We start from the raw sequence: 20,354 nt of genomic DNA on the forward strand, positions 1-20,354 counted from the left end.
TGGGGTCTCCTAAAAGTGGTTCAAACAGGCTAGTTGCAAGCCACGTTCTGACGGGTGTTTCTGCCCAGGCCGGCGGCACCGATGAACTCCAGACTTTGGTCTTCTTCAATGCGCAGCAGCTGGTTGTACTTGGCCAGGCGCTCCGAACTGCGCACTGAGCCGATCTTGATCTGTCCAGCGCCGGTACCCACTGCCAGGTCGGCGATGAAAGTGTCCTCAGTTTCTCCAGAACGGGCCGAGACAACGGTGGTGTAGCCCGCGCGCCAGGCGGTTTCCATTGCGTCGAGGGTACCGCTGAGGGTGCCGTTCTGATTAACCTTTATCAGCACGCCGTTGGCAGCACTGCATTCGATGCCCATCGTAATGCGCTTCTGGTTAGTCACGAATAGGTCATCGCCGATGACTTGCACGCCAGGTACTGAGGCCGTGAACGTCTGCCAGTTGAGCCAGTCGTCCTGTTCGAGGGCATCCTCTACCGAAATGATCGGATACCTCCTGACGCATTCAGTGATAAAGCTGGCCATCTCTTCCCCACTGAATTGGAAACCGTGGCGGACTAGCTCGTAGCGACCATTAACGAACAATTCGCTGGCTGCAACGTCGATGGCGATGGCCATGTCCTGGCCCGGCACTAACCCGGCCGCCTCGAAGGACTGCACCATCAGGTCCAATGCTTCATGCGCATGTTTGAAGCCCGGACTCAGGCCGCCTTCATCGGCGAGCAGCACGGAGTAGCCCCTATCGGCCAGCAGGCGGGTGGCGCTCACGCGCACACGGGAGATCATTTCCAGTGCTTCGCTGTAACTGGAGGCTCCCACAGGTATCGCTAGGAAGTCCTGGAGATCCATTCCGCGCCCCGCATGCGCCCCGCCGCTGAGGATGTTCACCATTGGCAGTGGCAGGCTCATCGGGCGGCCGCGGCAGAGGCTATTTATGTAGCGGTACAGAGGATTGTGCGAGTGAACGGCAGCGGCACGACATACGGCCATGGATGTGGCCAGTACGGCATTGGCACCTAGGCGACTGAGATTGGCTGAGCCGTCCAGCGAAATGAGCAGTCTGTCGATTTGACGCTGGTCCAGTGCGTCCTCGCCCAGCAGTCGGTCGGCTATCTCACTGCGGACATTGTTCACCGCCTGACCTACTCCTAGGCCATCATACTGACTGGTGTTGTGATCCCGGAGCTCTATGGCTTCATGCCGCCCTGTGGAGGCGCCGGACGGAACGCAGCTACGACCAAAGCTACCGTCAACGAGCTCCACTTCCGCCTCGACCGTTGGGCGGCCGCGCGAGTCCAAGATCTGGCGCGCATGCACCCGTGCTATTCGAGAGGCTTTGTAGGTCACAGTGCAAACTCCTGCATTAGAGGGAAATATGCTCCAGGTCCATCCTGGGGCTCACAAATCATGCTCGTGGCGATCCGGCGTACCGCGGCGGTGTCGAGTCGGTCGAGGTAGTCCACCGGTGAGTCGCCATCGAGCCGCGCCAGGATCAGGCAGCCGAGAATGCCGACTAGTGCGCAATCGAGTACGGCAGGGCCATCCGCCCTGTACGCCTCAATGAAGGCATGGGCTGTAGCCGCGAGCTGCTGGCGAGGGGCTCCGAGGATGTGGCTCTTAAGAAGTAGGTGGGACAGGCAGAAGGCCAGGTCGAAACGCGGATCGCCCCAGTGGGCAACTTCGCAGTCGAGCATTACTACGTCAGCGCCGTCGGCGAGGATATTCTTCGGACTGAAATCGCCATGCACCAAGGCGTCGCGACGCTTGGACATGCCCTCGACGATATTCTGGATCTCCTCGGCCAGTGAGGGGTTCTTCTGAGCGACGCGATGGAAATACGGCTCTATGCGCAGCGTCTCGAAATAGCTAAGGTCGTCGAAGCGATCGCGAAGATCGTGATCCATTGCGGAGCGCGCATGCATGGCGCCGAGCAGCGCGCCAACCTTTGTCGCGGTACGGTCGTCAATGTGTCCTGCGAGCAAGTCCTGTTTCCAGTTGCGTAGGCGCGGCTCGATCAGGCGCATAGCGAAGGAGTTGGTTGCCGTGTCGGTCCACAGTACCTCAGGAACCGCATCTTGGCCGATCAGGTCGGCGATAGCGCATAGCGCCGCCACCTCGGTCGACGAGCGTGCCGGATCGGATAGCCACTCCGCTGCGACCCGCAATTTTTCCAGCGCCTGCTTAACCACATAGGGTCCGTCTTCACCCTGGACCAGGCGGATATCGCTGGCGACCCCACCGGCCAAGCGCTGATCGGCCAGAGAGGATGCGTCCGTGGGCGTGTTACACGGATGCAAGGGCTGCTCGCCACGCAGGACTCGTACCACCTCCTCGCAGGCGCGGCGACGCAACTCGATCAATGAGGCGTTGGAGAGAAAAGCGATATGCGGGGTGGCAATGACCCGCGAATGCGCAATGACAACTTCCGGCGGCTGAGGCTCGCCCTCTACGACATCAAGGGCTGCACCTGACAATTTGCCGGAATCCAGGCCACGTAGCAGCGCATCGTTGTCGATCAAGCCTCCACGGCTGACGTTTACCAGGAGCGGACGTCTAGTGCAGCAGTCGATGAAGGCATCGTCGACCAGATGATGAGTGGATTCCTGAAGTGGCAGGTGCAGGACGATCGCATCGGACTGCTGGCGAAGAGTCTGTAGGTCGACGACCTCGACATTGGCTGGAGCCTGCGCTTGAGTCAACCGCGGCCCATGGGCAAGGACGCGGCAGCCGAATGCTAGGAGCCTGGATGCGGTGGCACGGCCGATCCGTCCAAAACCGATGATACCCACTGTCAGTTCGCTGATGCGCTCAGGACTGGCGCCTTCGATAGCCCAGGTGGAGGACTTCTTGACCTGGCGGTCGTACTGAACGATACGGCGGAAGTGGGCCAGTAGCAGCGCAACGGCGTGGTCGGAAACCTCCTGCACACAATAGTCGGGCACATTCGTGACCCATGCGCCGCGCTGAGTGGCGCTATCGACGGCGATATTGTCGAGACCTACGCCCAGGCGAGCGACGATGCGCAGATTGCGGGGAGACTCGATGGCAGCGGTGGAAACCGGTGCCCAGCAGGTAATGATGGCGGCAGGGTCGGTTCGGGCGATCAGGGCTTGTACCTCTTCGGCGCTGGTTGCCGTTGCCGGTCCAGTGATCAATTCGATACCCGCCTTGTTGAAGATTGCCTGCTCGACGTCCAGATCGGGCCAGGGGTGGTCGGTCAGCACGACTCGGTCGCGGCGGGTTTCCTTGTTCGTTGTCATTTCGGATGCACTCGCTGGGTTGATATCTAATATTGCTAACGATAGCATAAGATTATGAAAGTGACGCTGGTTCGTCAATACCTGAGCTTTCTCTTGTGTTATAGGCCAGTCCGAGGCATTTCAGGTAACCTTCGGGAATCGATAGAGTCGATGCCTTTGCAATGCATCTGCGCATTCGATTGCATCAGTGAATGCTGCGAAGAATTTTGAGGGAGGAGAGTCAATGGTCACGGCGAAACAGGTGGCGGAACAATTGGGAATCGCGGTATCCACTGTCGGCAGAGCGATGTCGGACGATCCGCGCGTCAGCGCCGAAACCAAGGCGCGGGTACGAAAGGCCGCCGAGCAATTGGGTTATGTAGGTAACACGGCGGCCCGGGTAATGCGTGGCGGCTCGAGTAAACTGATCGGTTTGCTGCTTCCGGACGTCACCAACGATTTCTACGCCACCATCGCCCAGGCGTTGTCGGAATGCTGCGATGCGGAGGGCTACCGCCTGATCCTGTCGATACACAACGATGATCGCGAAGTCGAGTTCCGACATATCAAAGAGTTGGTGGCCGCGCGCGTTGCGGGCGTCATCGCGGTGCCCACAGCTGCGCCGCGGCGGGAGAGCATTAGCCTTATGCGCACGGTGCCGCACGCGCAGTTGCTGCGAAGCGTTCCGGCGCTGGCGCCGATTTGTTTCGGCATCGACGACGAGATGGCATTGCGGGAGGCTACTACCCATCTGCTCAATCTCGGCCATCGGCGCATTGCCTATATCGGCGGCCGCGAGATGCTTTCCACTGGGGCGGCGCGGGTTGCCGGTTTCCGTCGGGCCTACGCCGAGCTAAATATCGATCGGGATCAGGCAATCGAAAAACTCGGCCAGCCGAACCGGATGTTCGGCGCGCAATCGATGACCGAGTTGCTGCGTGCCAAGCAAAAGCCCACCGCCATCGTCATGGGTTCCATCCATGCCACGATGGGGGTACTGGAGGTGCTCAGCGAACAACGTATCGCGATACCTGACGAACTGTCTCTCATCGGCTTCGGTGATCCGTCATGGTTCACTTGGTGGGGGCCGGGGGTGACCACTGTTCGCCCGCCGATGCAGGAACTGGCCACTACCTGCGGGTTGTGGTTTCTGCATCACCTGAAAAACCTCGGCAAAAAAAGTACAGGGGACTGTCATAAGGCTATTTCTAGTTCTGCTCTAGTGGTTCGTGGCACGACAGCAGTTGTGACTACGAGCTCGAATGGCAGGGCAAAGACACCGGCCAAGGCTAGGGTGAGCTGATCACCGGCCTCTCTTCATTCGTTGGTTTATAAAAGACCTTTGCCGTACTTCGCTGGTCATGCCATGACCAGCGCCTCCAAGCTACCAATTTTTCGATCGTTAGCAAAATTTCTTCATCAAGAAGCTTGCTGACACGTTTGCCTGCGTTCGTGCATCGGTAGCTTTTCGGCTCTCTCTGCCCATCACTAAGTATCGTTGAGCGCGCCGTCTAGTCATCCTGGCGATTGCTTAAAGCATTGTTTTTGCTTGGCTTCCATATCTTTAGCTGGCTCGGTCCGCGAATCGTGTTCAAACATTTGACTTTCTGAGTGGGGCCTTTCACCGCGTACGCAAATTTTGTGTTGACGGTCTCTGAGCTGTCTTTTAGTCTATTGCTATCGATAGCATTTATCTGCTTAATACGTGCTTTCGATCGTGAGCTTGCGCAGGTGTGGAGGCATCGAATTCCCGGGAGTAGGAAGCTTTAGAAGTGGATTTCGAGGTGGTGGCCTGCTGGATATGCGAAAGAGGCGCAGCGGGCTAGCTAGGTGAGCGTGCACAACAACTACAAGAAAAAGAGGTGTGTCAGCATGAAATCGATTGCGCAAAGGTCTTTCCCGACCCCAGCAGGCCTAAAAAAWGGCCTCGCTACGAAGCCGGCAAAAATACTGGCTCTCGCTATTGCCTCCCTAGGCGCACAAAACGCGGCGATGGCGCTTGACCTGGATCTCGGCAACCCAGACCTGAAGCTGTCTTGGGACAACACCATCAAATACAACACCGCGTTCCGTGTGGAGGGGCAATCCAAGAAGCTGACTTCGAATCCCAACCTGGACGACGGTGACCGCAATTTCGACAAGGGTCTGATCTCCAATCGGATTGACCTCCTGTCGCAAATGGATCTGTCGTACAAGAAGGACTACGGTGTGCGAGTCAGCGGTGCCGCTTGGTACGATGATGTCTACAACCAGGGCAACGACAACGACTCCCCGGAAACCAGCAACAATTACTCGAAACGCCATGACCAGTTCGTCACCAAGACCCGCGACTTGCATGGCCGCGATGCTGAGTTTCTTGACTACTTCGCCTACGGAAGGTGGTCGCCGTTCGATATGGCGACCACTGTACGTTTCGGCAGTCACGCGCTGATCTACGGGGAGAGCTTGTTCTTTGGAAACAATGGCATAGCCGGTGGGCAGTCACCGGTCGACGTGGTGAAGCTGCTTTCGGTACCTAACTCACAGTTTCAGGAAATCGTCCGCCCAGTTAACCAAATATCCACGCAGATCCAGTTGCGCGATAACCTGGCGATCGGCGCCTATTACCAGTTCAAATGGGATGAAACCCGTATCCCGGGAAGTGGCAGCTACTTCTCTTCCGCTGATGTGTTTGAAGGCGGCGAACGCTTGCTGTTCGGCCCAGTCGACCCAGCAACTCGGATCGGCCCGGCCCTATTCCGCGGCAAGGACATTACCGCTAAGGATTCCGGCCAGTTCGGCGGGCAAGTCCGCTGGAGGCCGGAGGGCTCCGATTTGGAGTTCGGCTTCTACGCGACTCGCTACCACGACAAGACGCCGCAGGTTTATTTGACCCCTGGCGAAAATCTGGATCCCACTATCGGCAAAGTCGGCGAATACCGGCTGGTGTATCCCGAGGACATCAAGGCCTACGGGATGAGCGTAAGCACGCAGGTGGGCGAAGCCAGTGTGGCGGCGGAGTTTTCGATCCGTCGCGACACACCGCTGGTCAGTGACCCGCAGACCGTCTCCCCGGGTTCGAATGCCGACAACGACAAACATGCGGCCTATGCCGTGGGCAATTCCGCCCATGCGCAAGTGTCCAGCGTCTACATCTTAAATCCGAGTCGTTTCTGGAGCAGTGCTACCGCGCTTGGCGAGATCGCCTGGAATCGTCGTACTAGCATCACCAAAAATCCGGACGCGGTGGCCGCAAACTCCTCCCGCGATGCTTGGGCGATGCGTGGCGTTTTCGAGCCGGCTTGGTATCAGGTTGCGCCCGGCCTGGACCTTTCTGCGCCAGTCGGCATTGGTTTCAGTACCCATGGCAATTCTTCGGTCGTGAACTCATTCAACCCTGGTGGCAAGAAAGGAGGAGATCTCAACTTCGGTATCGCAGGCTTGTACCAACAGACCTACAAGTTCGGTGCCAGTTACACCCACTTCTTCGGCGACAAAGGTAACGCTCTGAACGACGCCAATGAGCTGTCGTTCGACCAGAGCTTTGCCGATCGCGACTTCATTTCGATGTATGTGCAGCGGTCCTTTTAAACATTTGAATTTGATCCAGGAGATGACAATGAACAATTACAAGAGTGTCTCTTACAAGGCCGGCGCAATGTTCGCCGTTCTGTTCGGCCTTGCCACCTCCGTGCACGCCGCAGTTACTCCGGAGCAAGCGGCGCGACTCCAGAAAGACCTCACTCCGCTGGGCGGTGAACGCGCGGCAAACAAGGATGGCAGCATTCCTGCCTGGGATGGCGGCTACACCAAGATTCCAGCCGGCTATAAGTCGGGGCAGCCGCGACCTGATCCCTTCGCCAACGAGAAGCCGCTGTTCACCATCACGTCGAAGAACATGGCGGAGCACGCTGACAAATTGTCCGCCGGGGAGAAGGAGCTGTTGACCAAGTACCCGAACACCTACCGCATGGATATCTATCCGACTCACCGTACCGCATCGGCGCCGGATTGGCTCTACAAGTTCACCGTTGAAAACGCCACCCGTGCGAAGTCATCCGCCAACGGACAGTCGATCGAAGGTGCTTATGGTGGCATCCCGTTCCCCATCCCGCAGAGCGGCGCCGAAGTGATGTGGAACCACCTGCTGCGCTGGAAGGGGGATTCCGTCCTGTACCAGGCAGGTAGTTACGTCGTTTCTGGCGGCAAGCCGGTGCTGGCAAGTGCTACTCGCAACGAGATGAACTATCCCTACAACTTCGAGGACGGCTCGCTGGCGAACTTCAATGGCGACTTCTGGCACTACTACATGGTGACCACTGCGCCGTCGTTCAAATCCGGTGAGACCATCCTTATTCGCGAGCCGGTGGATTTCGTCGGCAAGGGCCGCCAAGCCTGGCAGTACTTGCTAGGGCAGCGCCGTGTGCGGCGAGCTCCGAGCATCGGTTACGACACACCAAACTCGGTGACCTCCGGTGCCGACTTTTTCGACGAGGTTTCGCTATTCCTGGGTGGGCTTGATCGCTACGACTGGAAACTCGTCGGCAAAAAAGAGATGTACATCCCCTACAACATGAACAACTTCCACCTGCAAAAGGTTGACGATGTCCTGGGGCAAAATCACCTGAATCCGCAATTTGTGCGCTGGGAGAAGCATCGGGTCTGGGTGGTCGAGGCGAACCTGGCGGCCGGACAACGGCATACGGTGCCGAAGAAGGTGTTTTATGTCGACGAGGATACCTGGAATGCCTCGCTGTATGACGGCTGGGATGCTCAAGGCCGTCTGTGGCGTACGGGTTCCGCTCTGCCAATCCTTGCTTATGACTTCCCTGGTCAACTGCTCAATCCCTTCATGATTACCGACTTCATCAAGGGTTCTTATGAGGCGACCATCATTAACGAGCAGTCGGTACAGTACGGACGCGTTCCAAAGTGGCCAGAAGACAACTATACGCCTGAAGCCGTAGCCGCGCGGGGTGTGAGGTGAGTTCAACTCGCCGGGTATCCGGCCTGTTCGCTTGCGTAGTGATCGCATCGTTGCACGGTGTCGATACCTTCGCTGACGACGCCGTGATTGATCCGTTGAACCGCGCCTCAATCGTCAGTGCGCGCGCAAGTGTGGCGCTGTTGACGGCGGTAGAGCCGACTGGCGGACACTTGGTTGCGGTCGGCGAGCGGGGCATCATCCTGCTCTCCAAGGACGATGGGAGGACCTGGGTGCAAGCCCAGGTTCCCACCAGTTTGATGCTCACCAGTGTGCGTTTCGCCAACACAGAAAACGGTTGGGCGGTCGGACACGGAGGGATCATCTTGGCGACGTCCGATGGTGGCCGCGCCTGGCAAAAGCAGTTGGACGGCATCTCAGCCGCCCAGCTGCTGCTCGAAGCTGCACGCGCCAATCAAGACGCTGACCCACACCAGCTCGCTTACGCTGAACGCATGGTCAGCGAGGGCGCGGACAAACCGTTCCTCGATCTGCTCGTCCAGGATGAACGGACTATCACCGTGGTCGGCGCCTTCGGCCTGGCGTTTCGCAGCAATGATGGTGGGCGCAGTTGGCAGCCTTGGAGTTCGCACATTCCTAACGGCCAGGGCAGCCATCTGTACGCGATCCGGCAAATTGCTCAGACCCAATACATTGCTGGTGAAATGGGCGCAGTGTTTCGCTCAAACGATGGTGGCGAGAGTTTCACTCGCATCGAGACTCCATACGAAGGCAGTTTTTTCGGCCTCGTCCTGGTTTCTCCAGAGCATATGTTGGTCTACGGCCTGCGTGGCAATGTCTATCTCTCCAAAGATGGCGGGGCGAACTGGCAGAAATCCCAGCTCGATACCGAGGAAAGCCTAACCGCGGGTTCAGTGCTGAAGGATGGTTCGATCGTTCTGGGCAACCAGGCGGGCGGGTTGTATCGCAGCACCGATGGTGGGCTCTCATTCGCTTCTGTTCCCCTCGGCAATCCAGCACCCATCGTCGCCTTGGCAGAGTCCGCCGGCAACAGCCTGATCCTGGCTGGCGCGCGTGGCACTGTCCGCCTGAGCGAAGCGGCCCTAAATGTAGGTAACAAGCAATGAACGCAATTCCCTCGACCGCTCCGAAGCAGGGTGTCGTCTGCGAACTCAACCAGTTCGACCAGAATTCGGGCTCGTTCGCCGAGCGGCTGTTTTTCAACAACCGTATGGTGGTCGTCCTGTTGTGCTTGCTTGCAACACTGCTGCTGGGTTATCAGGCGACGAAGCTCGAACTCAATTCCAGTTTCGAGAAGATGATTCCTATTGATCATCCCTACATTGGCAACTATCTAGCCCACAAGGCCGATCTGAGCGGCCAAGGCAACGTATTGCGCATCGCGGTGGAAACTCGCAAGGGCTCAATCTTCGATGCGCATTACCTCGAGACGTTGCGCAAGATCAATGACGAAGTGTTCCTTCTGCCCGGTGTCGACCGGGCTTTCATGAAGTCGCTGTGGACACCCAATACGCGCTGGATGGCAGTGACCGAGGACGGTCTTGATGGCGGCCCGGTAATCCCGGCCAGCTACGATGGCTCCGGGCGCAGCATTGAGCAGTTGAGCACGAACGTCGAACGTTCGGGCGAAATCGGCCAGCTAGTGGCGCCGAATTACCAATCGTCGATTATTTTCGTACCCTTGCTGGACAGTGATGCCGATACCGGCAAACCGCTGGACTACAAGGCACTGTCAGACCAGCTCGAACAAATACGCGGCAAGTACGCCTCGGACGACCTGAAGATACACATCATCGGTTTCGGCAAACTGGTGGGTGATCTGATCGATGGGCTGCATCAAGTGTTGGTGTTCTTCGCCTTCGCCATCATCATTTCTGCTGCGGTGCTGTACTGGTACACCCGCTGCATCAGAAGCACCTTGCTGGTAGTGGTGTGTTCATTGGTGGCGGTGGTCTGGCTGCTAGGGCTATTGCCGACTCTAGGTTACTCCCTCGATCCGTACTCGGTCCTGGTGCCGTTCCTGGTCTTCGCCATTGGCATGAGTCACGGCGCGCAGAAGATGAACGGCATCATGCAGGACGTCGGCCGCGGTCTGCATCGACTGGTGGCGGCGCGTTATACCTTCCGTCGACTGTTCCTTGCCGGCCTCACTGCGCTGGTGGCGGACGCCGTGGGATTCGCTGTGCTGATGTTAATCCGCATCGAGGTGATCCAGAGCCTGGCAATCGCCGCTAGCATCGGTGTGGCGCTGTTGATCTTCACCAACCTTGTATTGCTTCCGATCCTGTTGTCCTACTGCGGCGTCAGCGAGTCTGCGGCTCATCGCAGCCTGCAGGCCGAGCAAAGCGATTCCGAAAGTGGCGACCACCGAAAGCACGTCTTCTGGGATTTTCTCGACCGCTTCACCACGCGTAAGTGGGCGATACTGGCGCTGGTTGGCGCCACGCTAATCGGCGGCTTGGGCTACCTTGTTAGCCTTAACCTGAAGATTGGTGATCTTGATAGTGGAGCCCCGGAGCTGCGCGCGGACTCGCGCTACAACCGCGACAATGCTTACATCGTTTCCAACTACGCGGCAAACAGCGACGTTTTGGTGGTCATGGTCACCACGCCCGCCGAGCAGTGCGCATCCTACGGCACACTGGTCAAGTTGGATGCTCTGGAGTGGCAGTTACAGCAACTGCCTGCGGTAGAGTCGACCAACTCGTTTGCCGCGTTGACCCGCCGCACCATGGCCGGGCTCTCGGAAGGCAACATGAAGTGGGGTGAGATCCTCAACAGTCAGGACTCGATCAATGCCGTGACTACCCGCGCCCCGCGGGAACTGTTCAACCAGCGCTGCGACTTCCTGTCCCTCTATGTCTATCTGAAGGACCACAAGGCGGACAGCCTGGAGCAGGTGGTCGGAGTGGTGGAGACATTCGCCAAGGCCAACAACACCTCTGACGTGCACTTCATCTTGGGTGCGGGCAATGCGGGTATTGAGGCGGCCACCAACATTGTGGTGAAGGCTGCCAATCGGCAGATGCTGTTCCTGGTGTTCGGTGCTGTGACCATCTTATCGTTCATTGCCTTCCGCTCTTGGCGTGCTGTGGTCTGCGCGGTATTGCCGTTGCTTCTTACCTCGATTCTCTGTGAAGCGTTGATGGTGGGATTGGGTATCGGTGTGAAAGTCGCCACGTTGCCTGTGATCGCGCTTGGTATCGGCATCGGAGTCGACTACGCGCTGTACGTGCTGACGGTAACTCTGGCGGGTTTAAGAGCGGGACATAGTTTGTCGGAGGCCTATTACCGAACGTTGCTGTTCACTGGCAAGGTAGTCGTACTCACCGGCTTCACCCTGGGAGTCGGTGTGGCAACCTGGGCGCTGTCGCCCATCAAGTTTCAGGCGGATATGGGCATCCTGCTGGCCTTCATGTTCATCGGCAATATGCTCGGCGCTCTGATCATCTTGCCTGCGCTCGCCTACCTGCTATTGCGTGATAAGGAACCACAACCTGACCAAGTTTCAGATGGTCACGCTGTCTAGGTTCCGAACGACGCGCCTAACCCCGCTGATATAAAACCGTCCCGCATTCCGGCGGGCCGGCCCCCTCCAGCTTTGATCCAAGAGTAGAGAAGGCAATCGCATGGAAATCAACGCACGCTTGCGTGAAGACGTTCATCAGTTGGGCGAACTGCTTGGTCATGCAATTTCCGACCAAATGGGTGGCGCATTTCTCGACAAGATCGAGCGTGTTCGCAAGGGGGCAAAAACGTCGCGTCAGGGCTCTCAGGAAGGGCACCGGCAACTTGCGGAAACCCTTAGTGAGCTGGATGACTCGGAATTGTTGCCAATGACGCGGGCGTTCAACCAATTCCTCAACTTGGCCAATATCGCCGAGCAATGCCACCGGGTGCGCAGACGCCGCCCGGGTGAAGCCGAGCCTAGCGAGAATCAGGCCTTCTCGGCGTTGCTGGAACGTCTGGGCCTGGCAGGTCATAGTCCCGAGGTGCTGACGGAGGAAATCTCCAAGTTGGACATTGAGCTGGTCCTCACCGCTCATCCCACGGAGGTTACCCGACGCACGTTAATCCAAAAGTACGACAGCATCGCAGTCCAATTGGCACGACAGGATCATTCCGACCTGCCAGAAGTTGAGCGTCAGGAAATTTCTCGACGCCTGCGGGAAATCATCACCGAGGCTTGGCACACCGACGAAATCCGTCGCCAGCGACCCACCCCGGTGGATGAAGCGAAGTGGGGCTTTGCGGTCATAGAAAACTCGTTGTGGCAAGCCTTGCCAAAGTTACTGCGCAGTGTCGACGAGGCGCTTTTTTCAGCCACCGGTGAGCGTCTACCGCCAACCGCTGCGCCAATCCGTTTTGCCTCCTGGATGGGTGGTGATCGGGACGGCAATCCCAATGTTACCGCAGCGGTCACTCGCGAAGTCTTGCTGCTGGCTCGCTGGATGGCCGCTGATCTGCATCTCAAAGATGTCGAGCAACTGACTGCAGAACTGTCCATGCAGGCGGCCTCCGCCGAATTGCGCGACCGAGTTGGTGATCACCCCGAGCCCTATCGTGCGCTGTTGAAGCAGTTACGCGAGCGCTTGCGAGACACCCGTGAATGGGCGCACTTGCTGCTGCGCGGGGAACGTAGCGAAGGCCTGCGTGTACTGACGGACAATGCTGAGTTGGTCGAGCCGCTGCTGCTCTGTTATCGCTCGCTGCAAGCGTGTGGCATGGGTGTGATCGCCGACGGCTTGTTACTGGACTGTCTGCGGCGTGCCAGCAGTTTTGGTCTTTTTTTGGCCCGCTTGGACATTCGCCAGGATGCAAGGCGTCATGCCTCGGCAATCGATGAAATTACGACAACACTGGGTCTTGGTCGCTACCTTGACTGGAGCGAGGCAGAGCGCCTCGAGTTTCTCTCGCGGGAGTTGGCCAATCCGCGACCGATCCTGCCTGCGTGCTTCGCGCCCAGCACAGAAGTGGCGGAAGTACTCGATACTTGTCGGGTGATCGCAGAGACCCCGTCTGCAGGACTTGGCTCCTACGTGATATCGATGGCCGGTCGCGCATCTGACGTATTGGCTGTGCAAYTGCTGCTCAAGGAGTGCGGGGTAAGATGGCCGATGCGCGTCGTCCCGCTGTTCGAGACATTGGATGACCTGGAGAACGCTGGAGCGGTTATCGACGGCTTGCTCGCTCAAAGCGATTACCGAAACCGCTTGGCCGGTCCGCAGGAAGTGATGATCGGATACTCCGACTCTGCCAAAGACGCCGGTACGTTGGCCGCCGCCTGGGCTCAGTATCGCGCCCAGGAGCGTCTGGTGGAGGTGTGCCGCAACCATGATGTCGAGCTGGTGCTTTTCCATGGTCGGGGAGGCACTGTCGGGCGTGGCGGCGGACCCGCCCGAGAGGCAATCATTTCGCAACCTCCTGGTTCTGTGACTGGCCGCTTTCGGGTTACCGAACAAGGGGAAATGATCCGCTTCAAGTTCGGACAGCCAGATATCGCTCAGCAAAATCTCACGCTCTATTTGGCCGCAGTTCTTGAGGCGGTGCTGCTGCCTCCAGCTGCTCCACCAGAGATTTGGCGGGAGACCATGCAGAAACTTTCGGCGGACAGCCTGGAGGAGTACCGTGGAGTGGTGCGAGAACGCCCTGGCTTTGTTGACTACTTCCGTCAGGCTACGCCTGAGCTTGAGCTAGGTCGGCTGCCGTTGGGCAGTCGTCCCGCTCGCCGCGGAACTGGTGGCATCGAAAGTCTAAGGGCGATTCCCTGGATATTCGCTTGGACGCAGTCTCGCTTAATGTTGCCGGCCTGGCTGGGCTGGGAGTCCGCTTTAGCGCAGGCCTTGGCGAGAGGGGAGGGGCCGATACTGAAGGAAATGCGTGAGCATTGGCCGTTTTTCCGAACGCGGATTGACATGCTAGAGATGGTACTGGCCAAAGCCGACGGAGAAATCCAGCGTTTGTACGACGATCGTTTGGTGGATTCGTCCCTAAGGAGTTTGGGCATGGAGTTGCGTACGCTTCTATCTCGGGCTACGGAAATTGTCGTGGGAATCTTGGATGTCCCCGAACTCATGGCCGCTCATCCCGAGACCCAGGCGTTCATCAACGTTCGCAACGCATATTTGGACCCTCTGCATCGGCTACAGATCGAACTGCTAGCACGTTCCCGCAATGCTCATGGAATATCCGACAGCGCGGTGGATCAAGCATTGCTGGTTAGTGTCGCAGGTATTGCGGCGGGGCTACGCAATACTGCATGAACCACATACGAGGAGTATTGGTTGACAGTCAGATAGGCAGAACTTAGTATAATTGCTATCGTTAGCACAAAGTAATTAACAACCATCAATCGAAGCTACACCAAAGACAAGAAATGCGTCAGGAGGGTTATATGAACAACAACATCAGCCTCGTCGATCGTACCGATTCAGCTCGCCACACTGCGGCTCAGCGTCGTTCAAAGACCAGCATTCAGCAGCTGTCGCATAGCGCCGTGCGGGTTCGCGATATGGAAAAGACCCGCAGCTTCTACGAGGACCTCTTGGGGCTGCCGTTGACGTCCTCTCTCGTAGCCCAATTCGATGTGGTGACCAACGCACCCTCCAATTACATTCACTGTTTTTTCGAACTGGCTGACGGTAGTGCAGTGGCGTTTTTCCAGTTCGAAGAGGGCTATCGTGATGAGCCGTTCCCGCGTATCAGCGATCCGTACGAACGTCATACGGCGTTGCGCGCTGATAGCGAAGAAAGTGTTATCCACCTTCACAAGCGCGCGGAATCCGCTGGCGTGGAGTGCTTTACTGTCGATCACGAGTGGTGCTATTCCCTTTACCTCACCGATCCAGATGGTGAAATCATAGAGATCACCGCTCATCGACCGTCCGCCGAAGAAGTTTTAGATCACGAGGGTGCGCGCGACATTCTCAAGCAGTGGCTGGCTGCTCAAAGAAAGTAACTTCCGTTCTCTTTGTAACTGCGGGCCTGAATAGCCAGGGTATCTGTCCGGTTGAGGATACGCTTGGCTTAACGGTCATCTTGGGTCTTCCACTTGGGAAGGTGCAGTATGAGACTGAATATTGCGAAATTTTACGAAGTAGTCGATTCCGGGGATTTAGAAGAGTTCTCCAGCTATTTGGCTGGAGATCTGGTATTTCAGTTCGGGAACTCTCCAGAGCTCCACGGGATTCCGGAAGTTATTGAGGCTCTCCGGGGTTTCTATCTACGGATTAGCGGCGTAAAGCACTTCCTATATAAAGTTATTGATTCTGGTGATCACACCTTCATTACTTGTGACGTCCAATACTGGCGCCTTGATGGAACAGTGCTCAAGGTTCCTGCTGCTGTACTGTTACGTCATGTTGATGGCCAAATAAGCGATTATCGCATATTTGTCGATAATAGCAGTCTTTGATTTTTTAAGTGCTTTTGATTCTGTTTCCTTCAAGGCCCGATAGGCATAATTATATCGGACTTTTTTATAGTTGGCGTCTGCTCCAGACTGGTTTCTTAATGTGAGTGCGGTAACTTTAAAACATTATCGACGAGCTCAAACTAAAAGTTTTTGCATTTATGTTGGTAGATTCATGTAGCCATTCTGTGGAGAGTGGACGCGTGGGTCGGCAACTGTATTCACTCGTCTGGTCTCAGGGGAGCGACAGGATGTCGGAATCGGAGTTTTCGCTGCTATAGGAGCGGCTAGCACTCCGCTGTCATATGCGGGAGGCGTATGCGATCGCACGGCGCCACGACCGTCTGGCGATTTACTAAACCACACACACCAGTGGGCAGCGGGTTCCGGTCACAAGCCGGGGGGCCGCTAGCCTTAGCCGCCTCCAGCGGGAGCGAACCCGCCGTACCCGGCCACTTGGGTGAAATAGTACAGCCCGTTGAGGTTTTCCGTGATGGTTCACAAATTAGAACTCTACGACCTATTTAGTTGGCTTGGCCGATAGTTGCAGTTGTAGTTTTTTGCGTCCTATCTAGGTGTGAGCTTTGTGGCCTTCTCGGTGGCGACACTTACTGCAGCTTTTTGTGTGGTCCGGATGGGCTGGAGTATCAGATGAAAATAAGCACGAAGACATACCCGCTGGTTTCCAGCCGAGCGCTGTAGCATGAGCAATCCTTTCAGTAGATACGGATAGACCACTTTGCTTGGTTACTTCTCCCACGCTCAGGCTCTGGGCGGACGTGATTTCTTCGTCCATGGTTGTTGACCTCAACTATGGTGTAGGTTTTATAAAATAGTCGCCGCGTCAGAGTTAGGCCCCCCCACCTTTATCTAATTTTGGGAGAGACCACCGATGAAAAAAAGCTAACTGCAATATCTGGGAGTCTTGCGAAAGCGTCGGTGAATACAGCCATTCTTCGTACTGTCGCTGAGCGTGCGCCAGCAGGTGTGGAAGTAGTAGTTTTGGATATTTCAGATATACCGTTATATAACGAGGATTTTGAAACGAATCCGCCGGCTCCAATCCCTATGGCTCACAGTTAAGAACTTGGGCGGCGTTATCCTGGCTTCTCCCGAGTACAAGCATGGAACTCCGGGAGTCATGAAAAATGTGCTTGATTGGTTGTCCCGGCCCTCCGGTGAAGCACACTGACTGGAAAGAAGGTGTTAGTACTCTTCGTCATCTGCATTCACCGGGGGAGTGCGCATTTATCCTCAGCTCAATGCAGCGCTGGATGGTATGAGGGCAGATCGAATTGACTATCCTCAAATTTTAATTGCACGCGCCGACAGCAAAGTCGTTAATGCCATATTTGTTGATGAGGAAAACTTGTCGTTTATCCTATTTCCAATCGATCATTTCTTATGTCTCGGTTCAAGGCGATTGTTATAGAATCAATATTTTTTGGTAATAATTAAGCTTGGCCACTACAACTCCGATAAATTACCAGCGCACACGCAAAAAAAAACCGCCGTATGCGCCTCCTGATCACTTTAGGTTTGATGGACAGCGCCTTTGAAACTGCCAAAGTGACTCTCCAGATTACTACAGGGATTTACAAGTGCATGCACGCCAGCAAATCATTTATAGAGAGCGATTAATGAATATACGAGATATGAGTATCGCACCGCGAGCCTTCCTCAGCTTCGCATTTATAGCCGTATTGGTGATCGCGCTGGGTGCTTTCGCGCAAAACAGAATGACCGTAATTCACCAGGCAACTATGGATATGGATACAAATATGCTACCAAACATTGTATACCTTGGTGACGTAAACGAAAACCTCCTTCGTTTACGCATTACTATATCGGAATTGCTAATTGATCGAGACGCTACACACCTACAAGGGGCATACACCCTAATTCCGAAACTTGTAGAAAAGCTGCAAGAGGCAAAAAATTCTTATGGTTCGACCCCTACTCAGATTGAAGAAAAAGCAGTATTTGCACGGTTTAATACCGAGTTTGAAACCTATATTTTCTTGCAGAACCAGGCACTTGAATTGTCCAGGCAAGGCAGCATCGACAGATTGAACTCCCTAGTAAGTGGCCAGATGGAAAGCACTTCTGAGTCCCTGGCGAGATATTTGGGACGATTGATAGTAATAAACCAAAACGCAGCTAAAGACTCTTCGAAAGTCGCTGGCGAGCAGTATGAAAGGGCATATTTTGCGATCGTTGGCACATCCATTGTGGCCGCTCTGTTGACCATTTTGTTGGCATTGCTGCTTACCCGCAGCATCGTCAAACCTCTTGCCCTTGCCGTCCGAGCCGCCGACGACATTGCCGACGGAAACCTGACAATACCCATACAGGTTGTCGGCAAAGACGAACCTGCAAAGCTTTTAGCTTCGTTAGCAATCATGCAAAAAAAACTGAAAGCGACTATTGAGGAGATTTCTGGCTCTGCCATACAACTGGCCTCGGCTGCCGAGCAATTGACCACCCTCGCGGACGACGCCACCGAGGGCGTGCATCAGCAAAATAATGAGATAGAGCAGGCTGCCACTGCGGTCAATGAGATGACTGCTGCAGTCGAAGAGGTCGCTCGAAATGCTACTTCTACCTCAGAGGCCTCAGAAAAATCCAATCAAATTGCACTTCACGGACGTAATAAAGTTGTTGAGACAGTGGAGGCCATTCAAGCCATGACACGAGATGTGCAGTCGACGTCTGCTTTGGTTGAAGGGCTTGCGTCTCAAGGTCGTGATATCGGAAGAGTACTGGACGTTATCCGCTCGATTGCTGAGCAAACCAATTTACTTGCGCTAAACGCTGCTATCGAAGCAGCTCGTGCAGGTGAGGCGGGAAGAGGTTTCGCAGTAGTTGCCGATGAAGTCCGAGCATTGGCGCATCGTACAGCACAATCGACAGAAGAAATTGAAAATATGGTTGTCGGTATTCAAAACGGCACCAATGAGGCAGTGCAGTCTATGTTTCTAAATGCTAATCGAACCCAGTCGACATTGATTTTAGCGCGTGATGCGGGCGAGGCACTGAAGCAAATAGCCGATTCAATTTACCAAATAAATGAGCGCAACTTGGTAATCGCAAGTGCTTCTGAACAACAAGCTCAAGTGTCCAGAGAAATAGATCGAAACTTGGTAACAATTCGGGATCTATCTATCCAATCGGCAGCTGGAGCCAACCAAGCTAACGCGGCAAGCCATGAGTTAACACGCCTGGCAGTTAATCTTAACACTATGATTTCGCGATTTGTGATTTAGGCACAATAGGAATTGACCTTTTTCTGACGAAGTAGCGTCACCAAAAAAATTGGTGACGTTACTTTATCAATTAACTATCACACTAAAGCTAAGAATCGGATTCTTGTGAATGGGCAATTCGGCCCAGCTGAGCTTCCAGATCAAGGTCTGATGAGTGGAATCTAGCTTATTAATATTAGTTACTGATCCACGGTATGGGAGGTTGGAGTCACATCTCGTTGCATCTCTCCCCAATGACCGCTATGGAGGCACAGCGGTTGTACCGGGCTCTCACCTACAATCAACACTGATATCGAAAAATATGTCCTGATGTGGCAGCCGGCGCTGCTCTGGCACTGCATTCCACGATTCTGCACGGTAGCAACCCTAATCGGAGCGGACAGGAACGAGACGTTATCGTCATCCAGTTTGGATTGCGTGCATCGACTCTTCGTTGCCAAGCGAACGAAGCCTTGTCCCTATCGGCTCGTGAGGATCTTCTGGAATTCTATCGGGATAGTGCAGAGAAACGAAATACCGACTCCTGAACGTCAGCTACTGGCTGTCCGTCGCGAATGGCAGCAATAGGAACTGCGGGCGAGGTAGTCGATCCAAGGTCTTGCATTTTCTGCCCATGTTTCATGTCGGCTGAAGTATTGACCTAGGAACGGGGCTAGTCCTATTCCTGGCTTTACCTCCAAAGGTTGATGGGGCGATGTGTGGATATTGAACAAGTTTACCCCTAGCGGCATAGCCAGGTCCGCTGTGCGTTTGAGATCCCGTGGACTGAACGCCCAAGGCTGCAGGAATGCTCCAAACCTCTCGGCGCCGACTTGTTTGCGCCCATATAAGTGTGCTGCCGATGCAGCCCCATTACATCTGCTAAGTAGGTCGGACGACCCTCACCGTCTGGGGCAGTACCCACATCGCACCCATCGGGACATCGGCGCGACCTCGCATGCTTATGTCTTCACCTAACTGTGGGCGGTTATCTTCGAGTGCTTCGCTGTAAAGCTTCAAACCTCGTTCATGCGCCACATCTGCGAGCGTCTGGAAATACTCGCTGGACACCAATTGCGTGATGGTGCGTCGCCAATCCCAGAGAAATCGATCACTGGCTTCAGAGCTTTCAATCACAAAACCGGCAAAAGTCGGTAGCCATGGTGTCGCATCGTAGCCGCGCAGATGATTGAATTTCTCGAGCAGGGCGGGGGGCCAATTCTGCGGTCCCGATTCGATACTATCGGCCAATAACCCGCGAAGAGCGTTACTTTGATCGCCCATCGAATTGCGATACAGATTCAGATAGTGCTCCAGATATACCCGTCCCATCTGGTTTGACCGACGTTGGGAAGTAGTTAGCTCTTCGCATTCCGGAAGTTGTCGATTGGCACAAGGACGTCGTATGAGCTGTTGCGGCACTTCGGCAAGGACGCAACCGAAAACCGCACAGGCAGTGCACAAGCTAAACGTGGGACTGACGTTCTTTGTGTGCAGTTTTTATCAGGTGTGAAT

Annotated in this window: 14 protein-coding genes and 2 pseudogenes; 12 read left to right on the forward strand and 4 right to left on the reverse strand. The window is 55.4% G+C overall.

Translation table 11 applies throughout. The features are described from left to right. Positions 1–29: 29 nt before the first annotated feature. Positions 30–1,346: a phosphopyruvate hydratase gene (eno, locus tag AC1D2P_RS09645; protein WP_258668166.1), complete on the reverse strand. Its 1,317-nt coding sequence runs from the start codon at positions 1,344–1,346 to the stop codon at positions 30–32. Further along, on the reverse strand, positions 1,343–3,259 hold the full coding sequence (locus AC1D2P_RS09650; protein ID WP_258668167.1) for an NAD(P)-dependent oxidoreductase: 1,917 nt from the start codon (positions 3,257–3,259) through the stop codon (positions 1,343–1,345). The genes eno and AC1D2P_RS09650 overlap by 4 nt, the downstream gene beginning before the upstream one ends. A 223-nt stretch (positions 3,260–3,482) precedes the next feature. On the opposite strand from AC1D2P_RS09650, the gene AC1D2P_RS09655 reads away from it, so the two are divergent. The 12 genes and pseudogenes from AC1D2P_RS09655 (at position 3,483) to AC1D2P_RS09710 (ending at position 18,860) form a co-directional block, all read left to right on the forward strand. Continuing rightward, positions 3,483–4,541, forward strand: coding sequence for a LacI family DNA-binding transcriptional regulator (locus AC1D2P_RS09655; RefSeq protein ID WP_258668168.1), 1,059 nt, complete (start codon positions 3,483–3,485; stop codon positions 4,539–4,541). 569 nt (positions 4,542–5,110) lie between these two features. Continuing rightward, positions 5,111–6,808 carry a DUF1302 domain-containing protein gene (locus AC1D2P_RS09660; RefSeq protein WP_477811408.1) on the forward strand — a complete coding sequence of 566 codons (1,698 nt, stop codon included), beginning with the start codon at positions 5,111–5,113 and terminating at the stop codon, positions 6,806–6,808. A 28-nt stretch (positions 6,809–6,836) separates the two neighbouring features. Then, positions 6,837–8,204 (forward strand): DUF1329 domain-containing protein, encoded by a 1,368-nt coding sequence (locus AC1D2P_RS09665; protein ID WP_258668170.1) that lies wholly within the window; start codon positions 6,837–6,839, stop codon positions 8,202–8,204. A gap of 38 nt (positions 8,205–8,242) precedes the next feature. After that, positions 8,243–9,289 carry a WD40/YVTN/BNR-like repeat-containing protein gene (locus AC1D2P_RS09670; RefSeq protein WP_258668171.1) on the forward strand — a complete coding sequence of 349 codons (1,047 nt, stop codon included), beginning with the start codon at positions 8,243–8,245 and terminating at the stop codon, positions 9,287–9,289. After that, positions 9,286–11,712 carry an efflux RND transporter permease subunit gene (locus AC1D2P_RS09675; protein WP_258668172.1) on the forward strand — a complete coding sequence of 809 codons (2,427 nt, stop codon included), beginning with the start codon at positions 9,286–9,288 and terminating at the stop codon, positions 11,710–11,712. Before AC1D2P_RS09670 ends, AC1D2P_RS09675 begins: the two co-directional genes overlap by 4 nt. 100 nt (positions 11,713–11,812) lie before the next feature. Next, entirely contained in the window at positions 11,813–14,446 is a 2,634-nt protein-coding gene (gene ppc, locus AC1D2P_RS09680; protein WP_258668173.1) for a phosphoenolpyruvate carboxylase, read from the forward strand. Between the two features lie 131 nt (positions 14,447–14,577). After that, a complete protein-coding gene (locus AC1D2P_RS09685) occupies positions 14,578–15,141 on the forward strand; it encodes a VOC family protein (RefSeq protein ID WP_258668174.1) in 564 nt (187 codons plus the stop codon). A gap of 108 nt (positions 15,142–15,249) precedes the next feature. Next, the gene (locus tag AC1D2P_RS09690) at positions 15,250–15,597 is read left to right on the forward strand and encodes a nuclear transport factor 2 family protein (RefSeq protein WP_477757559.1); all 348 of its coding nucleotides are present in this window, start codon (positions 15,250–15,252) and stop codon (positions 15,595–15,597) included. A gap of 873 nt (positions 15,598–16,470) precedes the next feature. Further along, entirely contained in the window at positions 16,471–16,677 is a 207-nt protein-coding gene (locus AC1D2P_RS09695; RefSeq protein WP_408980985.1) for an NADPH-dependent FMN reductase, read from the forward strand. Positions 16,678–16,681: 4 nt separating this feature from the next. After that, complete coding sequence (locus AC1D2P_RS09700) at positions 16,682–16,786, forward strand: NADPH-dependent FMN reductase (protein ID WP_408980986.1); 105 nt, start codon at positions 16,682–16,684, stop codon at positions 16,784–16,786. 463 nt (positions 16,787–17,249) lie between these two features. Continuing rightward, positions 17,250–17,717 (forward strand): annotated as a pseudogene (locus tag AC1D2P_RS09705) (MCP four helix bundle domain-containing protein); the annotation flags it as partial. A 90-nt stretch (positions 17,718–17,807) separates the two neighbouring features. Further along, the gene (locus AC1D2P_RS09710) at positions 17,808–18,860 is read left to right on the forward strand and encodes a methyl-accepting chemotaxis protein (protein ID WP_408980998.1); all 1,053 of its coding nucleotides are present in this window, start codon (positions 17,808–17,810) and stop codon (positions 18,858–18,860) included. 530 nt (positions 18,861–19,390) lie between these two features. Here AC1D2P_RS09710 and AC1D2P_RS09715 read toward each other — a convergent pair. Together AC1D2P_RS09715 and AC1D2P_RS09720 are read right to left on the reverse strand one after the other, a co-directional pair. Beyond that, positions 19,391–19,702, reverse strand: a pseudogene (locus tag AC1D2P_RS09715) (glycosyl hydrolase); the annotation flags it as partial. Positions 19,703–19,721: 19 nt separating this feature from the next. Further along, complete coding sequence (locus tag AC1D2P_RS09720; protein WP_258668176.1) at positions 19,722–20,171, reverse strand: glycosyl hydrolase; 450 nt, start codon at positions 20,169–20,171, stop codon at positions 19,722–19,724. Between the last annotated feature and the right edge of the window lie 183 nt (positions 20,172–20,354).

The organism is Pseudomonas sp. P1_F1_2, assembly GCF_056405815.1.

What these genes read in the sequence shown, in the direction of transcription:
- AC1D2P_RS09650 (WP_258668167.1), bottom strand. Translation starts at nt 3,259, where the DNA reads ATGACAACGAACAAGGAAACCCGCCGCGACCGAGTCGTGCTGACCGAC.
- AC1D2P_RS09655 (WP_258668168.1), top strand. Translation starts at nt 3,483, where the DNA reads ATGGTCACGGCGAAACAGGTGGCGGAACAATTGGGAATCGCGGTATCC.
- AC1D2P_RS09665 (WP_258668170.1), top strand. Translation starts at nt 6,837, where the DNA reads ATGAACAATTACAAGAGTGTCTCTTACAAGGCCGGCGCAATGTTCGCC.
- AC1D2P_RS09675 (WP_258668172.1), top strand. Translation starts at nt 9,286, where the DNA reads ATGAACGCAATTCCCTCGACCGCTCCGAAGCAGGGTGTCGTCTGCGAA.
- AC1D2P_RS09685 (WP_258668174.1), top strand. Translation starts at nt 14,578, where the DNA reads ATGAACAACAACATCAGCCTCGTCGATCGTACCGATTCAGCTCGCCAC.
- AC1D2P_RS09690 (WP_477757559.1), top strand. Translation starts at nt 15,250, where the DNA reads ATGAGACTGAATATTGCGAAATTTTACGAAGTAGTCGATTCCGGGGAT.
- AC1D2P_RS09720 (WP_258668176.1), bottom strand. Translation starts at nt 20,171, where the DNA reads ATGGGACGGGTATATCTGGAGCACTATCTGAATCTGTATCGCAATTCG.